General features: G+C 63.7%; 17 protein-coding genes. 14 read left to right on the top strand and 3 right to left on the bottom strand.

Translation table 11 applies throughout. The annotated features are described in order from the left end of the window. Positions 1-12 precede the first annotated feature (12 nt). Positions 13-813 carry an HpcH/HpaI aldolase family protein gene (locus tag MSP7336_RS13410; RefSeq protein ID WP_113964904.1) on the bottom strand — a complete coding sequence of 267 codons (801 nt, stop codon included), beginning with the start codon at positions 811-813 and terminating at the stop codon, positions 13-15. 76 nt (positions 814-889) lie between these two features. On the opposite strand from MSP7336_RS13410, the gene MSP7336_RS13405 reads away from it, so the two are divergent. Genes MSP7336_RS13405 through MSP7336_RS23830 form a run of 3 tightly spaced genes read left to right on the top strand, consistent with a single transcriptional unit; the run spans position 890 to position 2,618 of the window. Continuing rightward, positions 890-2,035 carry an acetyl-CoA acetyltransferase gene (locus MSP7336_RS13405; RefSeq protein ID WP_113963892.1) on the top strand — a complete coding sequence of 382 codons (1,146 nt, stop codon included), beginning with the start codon at positions 890-892 and terminating at the stop codon, positions 2,033-2,035. Further along, positions 2,035-2,463: a Zn-ribbon domain-containing OB-fold protein gene (locus tag MSP7336_RS13400; RefSeq protein WP_069394466.1), complete on the top strand. Its 429-nt coding sequence runs from the start codon at positions 2,035-2,037 to the stop codon at positions 2,461-2,463. The genes MSP7336_RS13405 and MSP7336_RS13400 overlap by 1 nt, the downstream gene beginning before the upstream one ends. 2 nt (positions 2,464-2,465) lie before the next feature. Beyond that, entirely contained in the window at positions 2,466-2,618 is a 153-nt protein-coding gene (locus MSP7336_RS23830; protein ID WP_181787034.1) for a hypothetical protein, read from the top strand. A 16-nt stretch (positions 2,619-2,634) separates the two neighbouring features. Here MSP7336_RS23830 and MSP7336_RS13395 read toward each other — a convergent pair whose 3' ends face one another. Both MSP7336_RS13395 and MSP7336_RS13385 read right to left on the bottom strand, forming a co-directional pair. Further along, complete coding sequence (locus tag MSP7336_RS13395) at positions 2,635-4,203, bottom strand: class I adenylate-forming enzyme family protein (RefSeq protein WP_113963891.1); 1,569 nt, start codon at positions 4,201-4,203, stop codon at positions 2,635-2,637. 186 nt (positions 4,204-4,389) lie between these two features. Further along, positions 4,390-5,214 (bottom strand): enoyl-CoA hydratase/isomerase family protein, encoded by an 825-nt coding sequence (locus tag MSP7336_RS13385; RefSeq protein ID WP_069394464.1) that lies wholly within the window; start codon positions 5,212-5,214, stop codon positions 4,390-4,392. Between the two features lie 91 nt (positions 5,215-5,305). Here MSP7336_RS13385 and MSP7336_RS13380 point away from each other — a divergent pair, with 91 nt between their 5' ends. From MSP7336_RS13380 to MSP7336_RS13330, 11 genes are all read left to right on the top strand, one after another. Continuing rightward, positions 5,306-6,565: a hotdog family protein gene (locus MSP7336_RS13380; protein ID WP_069394463.1), complete on the top strand. Its 1,260-nt coding sequence runs from the start codon at positions 5,306-5,308 to the stop codon at positions 6,563-6,565. A gap of 8 nt (positions 6,566-6,573) precedes the next feature. Beyond that, positions 6,574-7,380 carry an enoyl-CoA hydratase/isomerase family protein gene (locus tag MSP7336_RS13375; protein ID WP_069394462.1) on the top strand — a complete coding sequence of 269 codons (807 nt, stop codon included), beginning with the start codon at positions 6,574-6,576 and terminating at the stop codon, positions 7,378-7,380. A gap of 7 nt (positions 7,381-7,387) precedes the next feature. After that, positions 7,388-8,635, top strand: a complete 1,248-nt coding sequence (locus MSP7336_RS13370; protein WP_069394461.1) for an acyl-CoA dehydrogenase family protein — start codon at positions 7,388-7,390, stop codon at positions 8,633-8,635. Continuing rightward, on the top strand, positions 8,632-9,444 hold the full coding sequence (locus MSP7336_RS13365) for an enoyl-CoA hydratase/isomerase family protein (protein WP_069394460.1): 813 nt from the start codon (positions 8,632-8,634) through the stop codon (positions 9,442-9,444). The genes MSP7336_RS13370 and MSP7336_RS13365 overlap by 4 nt, the downstream gene beginning before the upstream one ends. Then, on the top strand, positions 9,441-10,241 hold the full coding sequence (locus tag MSP7336_RS13360) for an enoyl-CoA hydratase/isomerase family protein (protein ID WP_069394459.1): 801 nt from the start codon (positions 9,441-9,443) through the stop codon (positions 10,239-10,241). The genes MSP7336_RS13365 and MSP7336_RS13360 overlap by 4 nt, the downstream gene beginning before the upstream one ends. Then, positions 10,238-11,689, top strand: coding sequence for a class I adenylate-forming enzyme family protein (locus MSP7336_RS13355; RefSeq protein ID WP_069394458.1), 1,452 nt, complete (start codon positions 10,238-10,240; stop codon positions 11,687-11,689). The genes MSP7336_RS13360 and MSP7336_RS13355 overlap by 4 nt, the downstream gene beginning before the upstream one ends. A 404-nt stretch (positions 11,690-12,093) precedes the next feature. Next, positions 12,094-12,795, top strand: coding sequence for a hypothetical protein (locus MSP7336_RS13350; RefSeq protein WP_232320927.1), 702 nt, complete (start codon positions 12,094-12,096; stop codon positions 12,793-12,795). 33 nt (positions 12,796-12,828) lie between these two features. After that, positions 12,829-13,254 (top strand): hypothetical protein, encoded by a 426-nt coding sequence (locus tag MSP7336_RS13345; RefSeq protein ID WP_069394457.1) that lies wholly within the window; start codon positions 12,829-12,831, stop codon positions 13,252-13,254. Positions 13,255-13,276: 22 nt separating this feature from the next. After that, a complete protein-coding gene (locus tag MSP7336_RS13340) occupies positions 13,277-13,870 on the top strand; it encodes an SDR family oxidoreductase (protein ID WP_069394456.1) in 594 nt (197 codons plus the stop codon). Further along, positions 13,867-14,625, top strand: a complete 759-nt coding sequence (locus tag MSP7336_RS13335) for an SDR family NAD(P)-dependent oxidoreductase (protein ID WP_069394455.1) — start codon at positions 13,867-13,869, stop codon at positions 14,623-14,625. Before MSP7336_RS13340 ends, MSP7336_RS13335 begins: the two co-directional genes overlap by 4 nt. A 56-nt stretch (positions 14,626-14,681) precedes the next feature. Next, complete coding sequence (locus tag MSP7336_RS13330) at positions 14,682-15,875, top strand: amidohydrolase family protein (RefSeq protein ID WP_084226298.1); 1,194 nt, start codon at positions 14,682-14,684, stop codon at positions 15,873-15,875. Positions 15,876-15,878 lie beyond the last annotated feature (3 nt).

Below are 15,878 nucleotides of genomic sequence, written 5' to 3'. Positions count from 1 at the left end.
CGGCTATCGGGGTTATCCGTCGGGGCTACTTACGGGCCGGCCGTCGAGCTCTCTCAACGCGCGTGCGCGGGCGGTCGCCGCCTCGGTCATCATCCCGATGTCCGTGCCGGCCGAAATGAAACGCAGACCCAGATCTGTGAAGCGTTTCAGCAGGTCAACGGACTTGATACCGGCTATTCCCAGCGCCACGCCGTGTGCACGACAAGCCGCCGCGACCGATTCTACTGCACGGTGGAAATGGGCATTCTCATAGTCTCCGTGGATGCCCATTTCGGCCGTCAGATCGCTCGGGCCGATAAGTATCAGGTCGATACCTTCAACGGCCGCGATCGCGTCTACGGCGTCGACTGCTTGCGGTGTTTCGATCATCACCGCGACCACCGTGCAACGCTCGAGTACGTCGGTGAGTTCGGCCGCGGACCTAGGGTGGTAGCCGCTGACCGCATTGGGCCCCGAGATGGAGCGATGCCCAATCGGGGGAAACCGCGCCGCGTTGACGACAGCTGCTGCTTCTTCTCTCGAATTCACATGTGGGACAATGATTCCCACCGCACCGTTGTCGATGACACGAGCGATGACGCTCGGATCGTGAGATGGCACGCGGACCAATGCCGAGATGCCCGCCCCCAATGCGCTCGCGCAGAGCATCGCCGCTGTCTCCAGCGACGTGGATGTGTGCTCGAGATCGACGTAGACGGCGTCGTATCCGCATGCTGCTGCGATTGCGGGGACATCGGGGGTACGTGCGTTCATCAGTGCCAGACACAGGACCAGTTCGTCGCCGCGCAATGTCTCCCGCAGTGGTTCCCGCACACGCTCACGGTAGCCCACTGAGAACGTTCATTCCATGAAGTCGTGAATGCCATTATCAATGTGGTAACCATTAGGTATGCCAGCGAACCGGGTCGCCATCGTGGGGGTTGGCCTGTCGGATTGCGGACGGGTTCCCGACAAGACCGCGATGGCGCTGATGGCTCAATCCGCACGCCGCGCCGTTGCCGACGCCGGGCTGACCAAAGATGACATCGACGGTTTCGGCGGGCACGGGACTCTGCTGCCACCCGTTGAGGTGAGCGAGTACCTCGGTCTGCGACCGTCCTGGGTCGACGCGACCAACGTCGGCGGATCGTCCTGGGAGGTGATGGCGGGGCACGCCGCCGAGGCCATTGCCGCCGGCGCGATCGACGTGGCGCTGCTGACGTACGGATCGACCGCGCGCTCCGACGTCAAGCGTCGCTCACGAGCATCAGCGGCGACGATGAGTACCGGCGGCGCAATGCAGTACGAAGCTCCATACGGCGCCACGCTCATCGCAAAATATGCGATGGCGGCCAGACGCCACATGATCGAATACGGCACCACCGCAGAGCAATTGGCCGAAGTTGCAGTCGCGGCTCACGAGTGGGCAGCGATGAACGACAACGCATTTGAGCGCGATCGGATAACTGCCGCCGACGTCGCCGCGGCACCGATGCTGGCCGATCCCTTCACCTCCAAGCATGTATGTCTGCGCACGGACGGTGGCGGCGCGGTCGTGCTGGCAAGCGAGCGGGTGGCGAAGGACTGCGCCAAGGAGCCGATCTGGATTCTCGGTGCCGCCGACTCGACGTCCCACGTCAGCATGAGCGAGTGGGCTGACTTCACCACATCGCCTGCCGCGCTGTCCGGCCCCCGCGCGTTCGCGCAAGCCGGCGTCGGCCCAGCCGACGTCGATGTGTGTCAGCTCTATGACTCGTTCACTTCCACCGTGCTGCTCACGGTGGAGGATCTGGGGTTCTGCGCCAAGGGCGAAGGCGGGCCGTTCATCGCATCCGGCGCACTGCGTCCGGGCGGGGCGTTACCGACCAATACCGACGGCGGCGGTCTGGCATCCTGCCACCCAGGTATGCGGGGAATGTTCCTGATGGTCGAAGCGACCAGACAGCTTCGCGGCGAATGCGGGCCCCGGCAGGTCGACGGCGCCCGGGTCGCATGCGTACATGCGATGGGGGGCTTTTTCACCCATAGCGCCACCATGATCCTCGGGAAGCAGTGATGGATGTGCCTGTGGCTGCCAACCGGCCCACGATCGACACCGACAGCGAATCGTGGTGGCAGGCCATCCAGGATCGCCGACTGCTGATCAACACGTGTGCAGAGTGCGGCCAGAATTCGCTGTACGTGCGTCCGTTCTGTCCGCACTGCTGGAGCGAAGACGTTGCGCAAGCGCCGGCGTCCGGGCGGGCAAGGCTCTACACATGGACCGTGGTGCACCAGAACGCAGCACCCTTCGATGCGTGCACGCCGTATGTTGTCGCAATGGTGGACCTCGCCGAGGGCCCTCGGCTGATGACGGTCATCGAAGACTGCCCGGCCGAAAACCTGTGTGCAGAACTGGAACTCACCATCGCTTTTCGCGATGACGACGACGGCTTCGTTGTACCGGTGTTCCGGCCGGTTACAGCAGGCGAGGCAAAGGAATAGGGATGAATAAAGACGACATGATCCTGATCAGCGTCAATGACCACATCGTCGAGCCGCCCGAGTTCAAGATCCACGACCACGGCGGCGAGGGGTCCGGCTGGCAGGATCAGTTGAGCAAGCTGACCATAAACACTGGTGGTAAATCACAGGACTGACGCCAGCATCAAAAGTTCAGCCAGTTGCGGCAAGGCGGTCGGCTAGCATCCGGGGGCGCCCCGCCGAGCGCGCAACAAGGGTATTGCGCTCTACTTTGCCGTTGACATTGACCGGCAGCGGCTCGTTCCAGAACACCAATTCCTCGGGCAGCTTGTACTTGGGCAGTCCCGCCGAGATGAGCGCGTCGGCAACCGTCGCCAGCGACATGTCGGCATTGGCGTCGAGCACCACGGCGACGGCAAGCCGTTCGCCGGTCGTGGCATCGGCCACAGCGTATGCCGCACACTCGCGGACTCCGGCGATCCTGGCGACGGCCTCCTCCACCTCGGCAGCCGCGATCTTCAGACCGTTGCGGATGATGATGTCCTTCAAGCGCCCGACGATGCGGACCCGGCCTTCAGAGATTTCGGCGACGTCGCCGGTACGAAACCACTCACCATCGAACGCCTGCGCTTCGTCCTCGGCGTCGATGTACCCGAGAAACGTATGAGGCCCCCGAATACAGCACTCGGTTGGGTCGTCCGCAGATCCCATCCTCACCTCGACGTCCGCCAGCGCAACACCGTCGTCGGCGTGACGCACATCCGCAGGCTCCCACCGCAGGCCCGACGTGCTAACCGGTACTTCTGACGAACCGTAGGCGCGCATCACGATGATCCCGAGGCGGTCTTCGAGACGCGCGACGATGCGCCGGTCCAGCATCGTTCCGCCCAGATAGACCGCTCGCAGGGGTACATCCCAGCCGCGCGCCACCGCCTCGTCGAGCATCCTTTCCAGCAAGCGATCCGGCCCGCCGTACCAAGTCGCGCCAGACGAGACCAGCAGCTGGCAACTTTCGACCGGATCCCACTTGTCCTCGAGGATGACTGCCGCGCAGAGCATCGGACCGATGAAGATCGCCTGCAGCACTCCGGTCACCGAGGCGAGCGGACTGATGAGGAGAATCCGGTCCGCGGGGCCCAGTCCGGCCGCCGCAATGTAGTTCGCCGACGCCTTCATCAGCGTGCTCAGCGAGTGGATGACTCCTTTGGGCGCCGAGGTGGTCCCCGATGTGTAGAGCACGAGGCCCGGTTCGTCGGCCGCTCGCTCGGATCGGTACACAGCCTGCGGTGTGCAGCCGGTGTCCAGGGCTATCCATGCCAATCTCTCGGACAGCTCTTGCCGATGGGCTGCAGGCCAATTCGGCGCAACCCCGAATTCAGCTCCCGTGCGCGCGGCGATGTCGGCCACCTGTGTCTCACCGGCGCTGCGAGGCACCAACAGGACCACCGCGTCGAGGCGCAGCGCCGCATGGACGGCAACCACTGAATCCACGTCATTACCCACTACGACAATGGTCGGTGTCGATGCCCCGACCCCCGAGGCCGCCAAACTGCTGCAGGCTGCATCGATGCGCCTGTCAAGTTGGGAATAGGTGAGCTTTGACCCCCGGGCGGCCAGAGCCAGCCGGTCCGGATGCCGTGCCGCCGCGACACGAACGACATCGGCGGGCTGACCCGACCAGGATCCCGCCTCGCGGTACCGGTCCCGTAATGCCGCGGCGCGGCGGTGCGCATACCGCAGCAGCGCAGTCGGGCCGCTCATAGGTGTCCTCTGATGCAAATGGTGGTTCTCACTTAGGGTAAATGTAACCTCTCAAGGATGTTCATCGGCGTCACCTAAGGGATCGAGAACACCTTGCTCACCCCGGGATCCGTCGCTGAGACGATTGACGAGATCGATGACACCGCGACCTTCACGATCCGTTGGGGGCCAGCGAATCGATGAGGGTCAGCGGCCCTGGAATCGCGGTTCGCGGCGCTCCGCGAACGACTGCAGACCTTCTGCAAGGTCGGTTGTGCGCGACACCACCTCCTGAGCCCACGCCTCCTGCTCGAAAGCTCGATCACGGCCCGACTCCGAGGACACCAACAGCAGTCGCTTGGTGTGCGCGAGCATGACCGTGGGCCCGGCCGCGAGCCGGCCGACCAGTTCCTCGGCGACCGCATCCGTAGCTGCCGGTGCTACCACGCGGTTGACCAGTCCCAGACGCTCACAGGTGGCGGCGTCGACGGGTTCGCCCAGCATCAGCAGCTCGGTGGCCTTACGCAGCCCAACGATCCTCGTCAGCAGATGAATGGCGCCGGAATCGGGCAGGACGCCGCGGTGCACGAAGGCCTCCACAAGCTTTGCCTCTGTCGACATGACGACGAGATCGCAGGCAAGCACCAGGCTGGATCCTGCACCGGCCGCGGTGCCCTTCACCGCGGCGACCACGGGCTTGTCGCAGTCGAGTATTGATGAGACCAACCGCTGCCATCCCTTTTTCAGCATGCGAGCAACGTCTCCCGGCTGCTTGTCGGCAACATGCGACTGAGGCGCTGGCTGAGGGGACAGCCCCGCCCCCGCACAGAAGTGCCGCTGCCCAGTAGCACCCAGTAGCACTGCCCGCACTGCCGGGTCGTCGCCGGCGCGCTCGAAAGCCTCCGTCAGTGCGTCACGAGCCAACGGGGACAACGAGTTTCCTACATCAGGTCGATCGATGGTGATGCGGCAGACACCGTCTGCATCAACGGTCGTCAGGATCCCCGGCTGCTCCTCGATCAACTCACTCACCCCTGCCGTGAACGGCGTTTCCGTTTTTCGGGTATCTTAATTTCCACACTTGTCGGAGCCACCGTATTCGCCAGAACTGAGGAGGCGCGCCATGACCCGCTCCTCTCAATCGGGCCGGATCACCGATGAGGGGCTGGCCAGGTTGCGCGCCACCATCGGCATCGCCGTTCCGCACACCCAACCACCGCACTACATCCGTCCCAACGAGGACACCTTCCGGCACGTGGCCGAAGCCTACGGCGACGCCAACCCCATGTGGGCTGATCCGGACTACGCCGCCAAGTCGGTGTGGGGTGAATCGATCGCGCCGCCCGCACTGGTCGGCGGTGACACGTTGATCGGCGAAGACGAAGTCACCGAGCTCTCCGATGAGGATCGCGCCCTGACCAAGGGCGACCCCCTTCGCGGTGTTCATGCGTTCTATGCGTCGTCCGCACGAGAGTGGTGGGCTCCCCTGCGGGCCAACCACCGAGTCTTTCGGCGCAACGCGCTGGTGGCCGCACTCGACAAAAGCAGTGAGTTCGCCGGTCGTGCGATTCACGAGTGGTCGGCGCAGGTGTTTCGCGATGATGAGGGCACCATTCTCGGCGGCCAGTACCGCAACATGATCCGTACGGAGCGCAGCAAGGCCCGCGGTCGCAAGAAGTACGAGTCGGTCGAACTCAAGACCTGGACGGCCGAGGAGATCGCCGAGATCGACGAATGCTACGCGAGGGAGTCCCCGCGCGGTGCCGAACCACGGTGGTGGGAAGACGTCAGCGAAGGTGACGAGCTCGGCTCGTTGATCAAGGGACCGCTGACCGTCACCGATATGGTCTGCTGGCATGTCGGCATGGGCACCGGTATGTACGGAGTGCGGCCCCTGCGGTTGGCATGGCGCAACCGGCAACGCATCCCACGCTTCTACACGCTGAACGAGCACGGCGTACCCGATGTGCAGCAGCGCGTGCACTGGGAGCCCGATGCCGCCCGAAATGCGGGCAATCCCACCACTTTCGATTACGGCCGCATGCGTGAGACGTGGCTGATCCATCTGTGTACGGACTGGATGGGCGACGACGCCTGGCTGTGGAAGCTGGACTGTGAGTTCCGGTTGTTCAACTACGTGGGCGATCTGCACACCATCACCGGCACCGTCACCCACAAATATCTCGCCGAAGACGACCGCCCCGCGGTCGATGTAGAACTCGCCGCAACCAACCACCGCAACGAGGTCACCACGCCGGGCCACGCGACCATCCTGTTACCCAGCCGGGAACGCGGCCCGGTCCGGCTGCCCGATCCGCCTGGCGGGGCGACGAACCTGACGGATCTGCTCGCCGCCGTATCAGCCCAATTCGCAGATCGCTGACAACTGCCATGACCTATGCCAGCGTTCCCGGGCTTCGGGCCGAGCAACAAGGGCCCGTCCTATGCCTGACCCTCGACCGCGCTGAACGCCGCAACGCCGTCAATGACACGATGCTGGACGCTTTGATCGAACACCTCGCCGCCGCAAACATCGATGAGGCGGTGCGCGTCATCCGCATCGACGCCGACGGCGCCGACTTTTGCGCAGGTTCGGATCTGATCGCCAACAATGCGAAGTCCGAGCGCAAACCACGAGTGGGAAGTACTCAGCGCCGGCTCCCGAACAAGGCTAACCGGCTCATCCCGCTGATGCTCAAGACACAGGTGCCAATCGTCGCAGTGGTCCGTGGCTGGGCGGCCGGCCTGGGTTTCCACATCGCTTTGGCGTCCGACTTCTGCTTAGCCGCCGAGGACGCTCGGTTCTGGGAACCGTTCATGGCCCGCGGCTTCACACCCGACAGCGGTGCCGCCTGGCTGCTGCCACGTTTGATCGGGATGGTGCGTACCAGGCAGCTTCTTATGCTCGGCGAGGAGATCTCCGGCGCCACCGCGGCCGACTGGGGCATCATCCACGGCGCTTGCGTGCCCGATCAATTGGCCTCTGTTGCAGAGGAACTCGTCACCAGACTCGGTGAGGCGCCCACGGTTGCCCTCGGGCTCACCAAATGGCTGCTGCACAGTGGCAACGGGCTCGATCTCGACCGTCACCTCCAGAACGAGGCCATGGCGCTGGAATTATCTAGCCGCAGTGACGATTTCAAAGAAGGCCTGGCGGCCTTCCGCGACAAACGCGAAACGAAATTCCAAGGCCGTTGAACAGATCATGACCCGCTTGCCGATCACCGCGGACACCTCCGTCACCGACGCCGTTGACGTGGTGCGTCAGTGGATTGCCACTGAGGTTCCCGCAGCGTGGCGCTCGGCCGCTGCCGAAGGGCCCGCGGCCCTGCGGGCTGTCCGCACCCCGGCGGACTATCGGGATTGGTATCCGACATTCGCCGACTCGGGACTGGTCGCACCGACCTGGCTTCCGGAGCACGGCGGCCTCGGCGTCGGCAACGACATCGCCCGCGCTATCGAGACCGTTCTTGCCCCGCTCCGGCTCACGCGGCTGAATCCCTTGGGACTCAACAACGCTGCCGCGGCTTTGTTCAGTCACGGAACAGAGGAACAGCGATTGCGCTTCCTGCCGCCCATCGTCCGCAACGAAGAGAAGTGGTGTCAGCTCTTCAGCGAGCCCGGCGCAGGCTCCGATCTCGCGTCTCTGGCGACCCGGGCCGTACGCGACGGCGATCACTGGGTGATCTCCGGACAGAAAGTGTGGACCACGTGGGCCGACCAGGCGGACTTCGCTATCCTGCTCGCACGCACCGATCCGGACCAGCCCAAGCACAAAGGCATCACCTACTTCCTGCTTGACATGCACCAGCCGGGCGTCGAAGTGCGACCGCTGCGCCAGATCACCGGCGAAGCGGAGTTCAACGAGGTCTTCCTCGACGGGGCCAGAGTGCCCGACGAGCATCGAGTCGGCGAGATCAATGATGGCTGGCGGGTCAGCGCGTCGACCCTGTCCAGCGAGCGGCAAATGGTTTCCGGCTCCGGATCCGGCGGTATGGGCCGGCTCGGTGGTTCCAGCGCAGAGCGCCTGATCGCCCTTGCTCGAGAGACCGGGCGTTGGGACGACCCCGTCGTGCGAAACAAGATCGTGCGACTTTGGGCGCAGGAGCAGATCCGCGGCTGGACCAATGCGCGGGTGCAAGCAGCGCTTTCGGCCGGCCAGTCGCCCGGTGCGGCGTCCTCGATCGGCAAGGTCCATCAGGCCACGCTCAATCAACAGATCCAGGATCTGATGGTCGACGTGCTGGGCACTGCTGCGGTGGCCTGGCCGGCGACCGACGATCCTGACGACTTGCCCCGCGACGTGCACGGCATGCTGCGCAGTCTGGCCAATGCCACCGAGGGCGGCACGACCGATATCAACAAGAACATCCTCGGTGAGCGCGTGCTCGGTCTGCCCAAGGAGCCGGATCCGTGGAGGGGTAAGCCCTGGAAAGAAATTCCGCGCTCGTGAGTAACTACGAACGGCTGATCGTCGAAAAGTCAGACGGCGTCGGCTGGCTGATCCTGAACCGGCCGGATGCCGGCAACGCGTTCGACGCACTGATGCTCGACGAACTCGAGGCGGCGTGGGCCGACTTGGATGCCGACGGCGACGTGCAGGCGATCGTCAACACCGCCAACGGCAAGGCGTTCTGCACCGGAATGGACGTGGTGCAGGTGGCTCGCGACAAGGCTGCCATGCGGCGACACTCACGCCGGACCAGGGACGCCGAGCTGAAGATTTCGTCGTGGCACTGCGAAGTGTGGAAGCCCGTGATCGCGGCGGTCAACGGGGTGTGCGCGGGCGGCGGGCTGCATTTGGTTGCCGATGCGGACATCGTCATTGCCGCCGAGGAGGCCTCGTTCGTCGACCCGCACGTCGCGGTGGGACAGGCCGTCGCTTACGAGGCGATCACGCTGCTGCGTAAGTCACCGATGGAGGCGATCACACGAATGACGCTGAGCGGTAAGGGTGAGCGTATCTCGGCGCAACGAGCATACGATTTGGGCATCGTCTCGGATGTCGTGCCTGCCGATCAGCTTCGGCCGACCGCCGGCCGGCTGGCCGCCGCTGTTGCGACCAACTCACCCACCGCGATGCGCGCCACCAAGAAGACGTTGTGGCATTCCCTGGAAGTCGGTCTGTCAGCAGCCAGAAGCGCCGCCAGCGAGGAGATCTGGCGGTTGCGCAATCACCCCGACCACGCCGAAGGCATACGTGCGTGGCGTGACAAGCGGGACGCACGTTGGCAGCCGCTCGGCCCGGTGGAGGTTTCGTGACATATCAGAAGCTGATCGTCGAGCGGCGCGGTCCCGTGGGCTGGATCATCAACAACCGCCCCGATCGACTCAACGCGTACGACGCGGTGATGCGCGAGGAGTTCTCCAGAGCGTGGGCGGAACTGGATGCCGATCCTGATGTGCGGGTCATCGTGCACACCGGCAACGGCAGGGCCTTTCAGGTCGGCGCCGACGTCGAGGACCTAGACGGCGAGGCGGTACAGCAGTTCCAGGAGTCGATGCGCACGCTGGACCTGAAGTTGACGGGTTGGCATTGCAATGTGGGAAAGCCCATCATCACTGCCGTCAACGGGGTGTGTGCGGGTGGCGGACTGCACTGGGTTGCCGATGCCGACATTGTCATCGCGTCGTCGGACGCAACGTTCGTCGATCCGCATGTCTCCATCGGTCAGGTCAGCGCGTTGGAGACGATCGCGCTGATGCGAAAGATGCCCGCCGAGGCGGTTCTGAGGATGGCGCTCGTCGGCAGCCACGAACGTCTGACTGCCCAGCGTGCGTACGAGCTCGGCATGATCAGCCAGATCGTCGACCCGCCCGACAAGCTGCGCGACGTCGCTCAGGAACTGGCCGAGAAGATCGCCATGAATTCGCCCGCCGCGATGCGGGCGACCAAGCGCGCGTTGTGGGGCGCGCTCGAATACGGCCTGACAGATGCGTGCCGAGCGGGCGCCAAGCACTTGACGTCGATGTGGGGCCATCCCGACCAGAACGAGGGGCCACGGGCGTTCGCCGACAAACGCGCGCCCGTTTGGCAACCGCTGGAGCCTGACTCGTGAGTCTCGCCGAGCTGTTGGCCGATCTGCCCGACACGGCTGTGCACACATTGACCGTCGACGTCTCGCGCGACGAACTCGTCGCGAGTGCAGGCAACCTGGCCGCGATACTCGCCGAAGCAGGTTTGGTGACCGGACAAGTCGTCGCGGCCATGCTGCCCAACGACGCCACCACGGTGGCCGCGCTCTTCGGGACATGGCGTGCGGGTGGCGTCTACACGCCCCTCAACCCACGGGCCCCCGATACAGAGGTGGCGTCCCAGCTCGCAACATTGCGGCCTGTCGCAGTGATCACGACACATGAACTGGCCCTTCGGTTCTCGGAATCCAGGTTGCCCGTAGTAGCCGGATCGAACTTGATGTGGTCGCTCTCGCCATCGTCCGAACTGCCGCCCGACCGGCGGCAATACGACGCGGACGTGGCGCTGCTGCAGTTCACGTCAGGAACCACTGGACCACCCAAACCGGTGCCCTTGCGTCATGCAACCGTGCTCGACCTGATCGACCGGCTGTTGGCCAAGCTCCGCGGCGCAAAGCCTACGGCGGCCAAGGCGAACCGAACGCCGATGCCCAACCTCGTTCCGCTCTCGCTGTCCTTGTGGGCCGGCATCTACCAGGTGCTGTTTGCCTTCCGTGCCGGCTCGGGTGTCGTACTGATGGACAGGTTTTTGCCTACCGACTTCGCCGCCCTCGTCAAGCGGCATCAGTTGCGCTCCACGGTTCTACCTCCCGCGGCGCTGACGATGGTGCTGCACGACGAATCGGTCACAGACCTGTCGCCGCTGAAGATCGTTCGATCGATCACCGCTCCGCTGTCCCCCGTGCACGCCGGTCGGTTCCGGGACAAGTTCGGCGTAATCGTGCTCAATTCCTACGGGCAAACCGAATTGGGTGGTGAAGTCGTCGGATGGTCGGCTGCCGACGCACGCGAATGGGGCGCGACCAAGCTCGGCTCGGTCGGGCGCCCGCTGCCCGGTATTGACGTCACGATCGCCGACGATGAGGTGTTGGTCCGCACTCCGACGACGGCCGCTCGCAAGATCGACCCGGCGTTCCTGGACAGGCTCACCGACGACGGCTGGTTTCACACCGGCGACCTTGGATGGTTCGACGAGGACGGGTTCCTGTGGCTGGACGGCCGGGTGTCGGACATGATCAACCGCGGTGGGTTGAAGGTTTTTCCAGGCGCAGTCGAGGACGTGCTGCTGGCCGCCGAGGGCGTACGGGAGGCGGCCGTGGTGGGGATTCCCGATGAGCGCCTCGGCGAAGTGCCCTGGGCTTTCGTCGCGTGCAACGACCCCTGCGTGACCGAGGACGACCTGATCGCATGGTGCCGCGAGCGCTTGACGCCGTACCGGGTGCCTGTGCGTGTCGTATTCGTCAAGCAGTTGCCGCGAAACGATGTCGGCAAGGTCGTCAGACGCGACCTCGCCGTTTTGGCCGACGCCTGAGGTCGCAGCTGGTCCACGATATGGGACCGCGCGAAAACGACTACTCTCATTTTGAGAGAATGATGTTGCCCTACATCGTAAACTAGTGTTTTCGCCAAGACCGTGGGAGGTCGGAACGTGTGGCAAGAACTAGTCCGGATGGCCGTGACCTGGGTAGTGATGTGCGGCCTGGTCGCCTTCTTCTACTGGATGATGGGCAGTATCGGCACGTTCTGAAAGGCTCGTGCCGTCGACAGATGCTTAACCACAATGCTTTTCACCAATCTAGCGAGGAGAACGCATGCATGACCAGGACCGCCGACGCAAGCGGGGACTTATCGCATTTCAGATCTTTGTCTACGGCATGTTGATCGCGATGTTCGCGATTCAGCTGCAGATGTATCTCACCAGGGACTGGTAACGACATGACTTTTCCGAGCAAGGCGCCCGCCGAAGGTTCGCTGACGGTGAGCGAACACGAACAGCAAAGCCAAGCAACACAGCGGCGCGCCGACCGATGGCTCATCGCCGGAACGGGCCTGATGGGCACGCTCGTGCTTGGCATCGTCGGCCTACCTGTGTTCTGTCGTGGCCTTTACCTGCTGCGCAAGGCGCAGCGCGGAGGTCTGTCCGTACGTCCGACGATGGTCACCCTCATCGGGTTCGTGATCATCCTGGACGCTGCGCTCAACAGCATTGGCTGGGCATTGGACCTGTTCGCCAACCACGCCCTGATTACCCGCACGGTATTCACCGCGTGGGGCAACCTGATCGACGCCGGCTACTTCTGGCATTACAACGAGCTATGGATCGGTGGCGCCGGCGCACCGGGCGAGAAGGCGTGGGTCATGGTCTGCGTTCTCATCGCATTCCCGATGCGCATAGCCGCCGCGATCGCTTTCCTCCAGATGAAGCGATGGGGTCATCAATGGCTGATCGTGACGTGCTGGTTCGGGATCATCGTATGGATGGGATACATCTTCAACATGACGCTGTACGCCGACGTCCGCTACACCGCGGTCGGTATCCCGGTGATTGGGTGGTGGGCGTTCAACATCTTCTACATCACGCCGTTCCTCGCGATCCCATACCTGCACACCGTCAATCGGGAAATCTTCTCCGACTAGCCGATTCGAGAAAGGACTATCGTGTCTGATTCCATGGTCACAACCAATGATTCGGCTGGGTCGCTGCCGCTCGGCACCACTTCCACGTGGGCGCGAATGCACAAATGGCTCAAGCGGGGGCTCTACGTCTGCCTCTTCGGGTTGGTCATCGAGGGATCGCTGACAGTGCCGACAATGGCAGTCTGGTACGGCTGGCCGACGCTGTCACTCACCGAAATCTGCAGCGAACTGATGAAGGTGCGCTTTTCCAACGATGCGCTGGAGTGTCAGCAGCCCTACCCGCTCGGCGGGCCACCGTTCGGCGGCGCATCCGAGGCGGCCGGCCAACGAACGGCGCGGGACGACTGGGGCATTCAGCCCAAGCCTCGTTATGAACGTATCGGCTTCAGGGAGTTGGTCAGGATTCATCAAGAACGCATCGCGCACCATTCGGCAGGTCCGGCCACGCCGAGACATTGACATCGGCAGACGTCCGCCACCGATGAGCACCGCAGTCCTGGGGTCCAGCGATGTCGTCTCGGCCGCCGTCGCCAGCAGCCTCGGCACTGCCGTTCAGCAGCACGACGCGTCGCTACCCCCCGGCTTGAACGGCGTCGTCATCGTTACCGGTAGCCATGCACGACTGACACCTCTGACGGCCATCGACGGATTCGAGTGGCATCAACTCGCAGAACAGCCGATGCGGCAGACCTTGGCGGCTCTGCAACACTCACATTTGTCGATGTCCGGCCAAGGCGGCCGGATCGTCCTCATCTTGCCGACCATCGGGATCAGCGGAGCAGCAGATCTCGTGCCCTACACCACGGCCATGGAGGGCATTCGAGCGATGGCTAAGTCCGCGGCTCGACAGTGGGCCCCTGGAGGGGTCGTCATCAACATGATCGCCGTTCCCGCAGGCCTACTCGCGCCGACACTGAGCGCTGCCACGTCTCATCTGACAGCTGCTGCGGTCAGCGACGCGCACGGCATCATCGAGACGGTCGTCGAGACAACAGAGTTCTTACTGCGTCATGAGGTCACGCATCTCGTCGGTGCGACCATCGTCGCCGACGGCGGATCGGTGATGTCGCCATGAACCTCGATGACTTCACTGTGCTCGTCACGGGTGCCGGCGGCGGAGTCGGTAGGGGCATCGCGCTCGCAGTCGCCGCTCACCGAGCCCACGTTCTTGTTGCCACCCGATCGGAGACCGGACAGGCAGTGGTGGAAGAGATCACCGCTCGAGGACAGTCTGCGGCGTGGGTGCGCTGCGATGTCGCGCTGTCAAACTCGGTGGCTGATGCCGTCGCCGAGGCGATTCAGACCACGGGGCGGCTGGACGCGGTTGTGCACAACGCGACGAGTAACTCATCGAGCCAACCGCACCAGCTGGCCCAGATCGACGATCAGCTCTGGAACGACCACTACTCGGTGTCAGTCGGCGGGGCCTATCATTGCGCCTCCGCAGCATTCGAATCGCTCAGCGCTCGAGGAGGATCACTGGTCGTGATGACCTCGCCAGCGGGTATCGAGGGAAGCGCGACACTGCCCCTGTACGCGACAATGAAGGGTGCACTGCGTGGCTTCGCCAAGAGCTTGGCGCGCGAATGGGCTCCGCACGGCATCACGGTGAACGTGGTGTCACCGCTCGCATATTCGCCGGCGTTGACCGCCGCAATCGAGGCGGAACCCGCGATGGAAGAGAGGTTATCCCGCAGAATCCCTCTGGGACGCATCGGCGATCCAGAGCAGGACATCGGGTCTGCCGTCGCATTTCTCATCGGCCCGAGAGGTCGCTACATCACCGGGCAGACTCTGGGAGTCGACGGCGGCCACTTCACGAACCTTTAAGGCCGGTAGCGTCCGGATACAGCGGTTTGCTATGTTGAGAATTTATATTCTCATGAATGGTGGAGGCGCTGGTGACCGACGGAAAAGCATTCGAGGTCTGGGACGCCGACAACCACATGTACGAAACCATCGATGCCTACACCCGCTACCTGCCGCAGAAATACTCCGAAGCGCTGAAGTTCGTCAATGTGAACGGGCGCACCAAGCTACAGATCCTCGGCGTGGTCACCGAGTGCATTCCGAACCCCACCTACGAGGTGATCCCCACCCCGGGGGCGTGGGCGGATTACTACCGAGGTATCAACCCGGAGGGCAAAAGCCTGCGTGAACTGGCCGAACCGATCCGTTGCCCCGACGCGTTCCGGCGTCCGGACCTGCGGCTGGAGCTGATGGACCGCCAAGGTGTCGACGGCGCGATGATGTTTCCGACCACGGCCGGCATGCTCGAGGAGCGGACCAAGTCGGACATCGAACTGACCCACGCGGTGACGCACGCCTTCAACCGCTGGCTGCTCGACGACTGGACGTTCAACTATCAGAACCGTATCTTCCCCGTACCCGCGATCTCGCTCAACGACCCGGCCGAAGGAGTCAAGGAACTCGAGTGGTGCCTGCAGAACGGCGCCAGAACCGTGCTGATCCGGCCCGCCCCGGTACCGCGTGAAGACGGCACTTCCCGCTCGCCCGCGCTGCCCGAATTCGACGACTTCTGGCGCCTCGTCGAGTCATCGGGTATCTCGGTGCAGATGCACAATTCGGACTCCGGCTACGACCGTTACGTCGACGACTGGGAAGCCGGCGATGAGTTCCAGGGATTCCAGCTCACCAAGCTTCGCGGGTTCATCTACGAAGAGAGTCGCCATATCTTCGACACACTCGCGGCGTTCATCGCCCATGGGGTTTTCGAGCGCTTTCCCGGCCTGCGCATCGGCGTGGTCGAGAACGGCGGATCGTGGGCACAGCGATTGATGGAGGTGTTCGATCGGGTCTATCGTAAGAAGCCCAAGGACTTCAGCGAACACCCCTGCGACGTCTTCCGCAGGCACGTCTGGGTCAACCCGTTCCACGAAGAGGACATGCCACACCTCATCGACGTGCTAGGCGCCGACCGGGTGATGTTCGGTTCGGACTTCCCACATCCCGAAGGACTCGCCCACCCCGCGGAATTCGTCAAGGAACTCGCCGGTCTTCCCGCCGACACCACGGCACAGGTGATGGGCGCCAACCTGAAGCAGCTCATCGGCTTGTAGCGA

Source organism: Mycobacterium shimoidei, from assembly GCF_900417275.1.
In the GTDB taxonomy this organism is placed as follows: domain Bacteria; phylum Actinomycetota; class Actinomycetes; order Mycobacteriales; family Mycobacteriaceae; genus Mycobacterium; species Mycobacterium shimoidei.
This window is presented reverse-complemented; position numbering and strand designations above follow the sequence as displayed.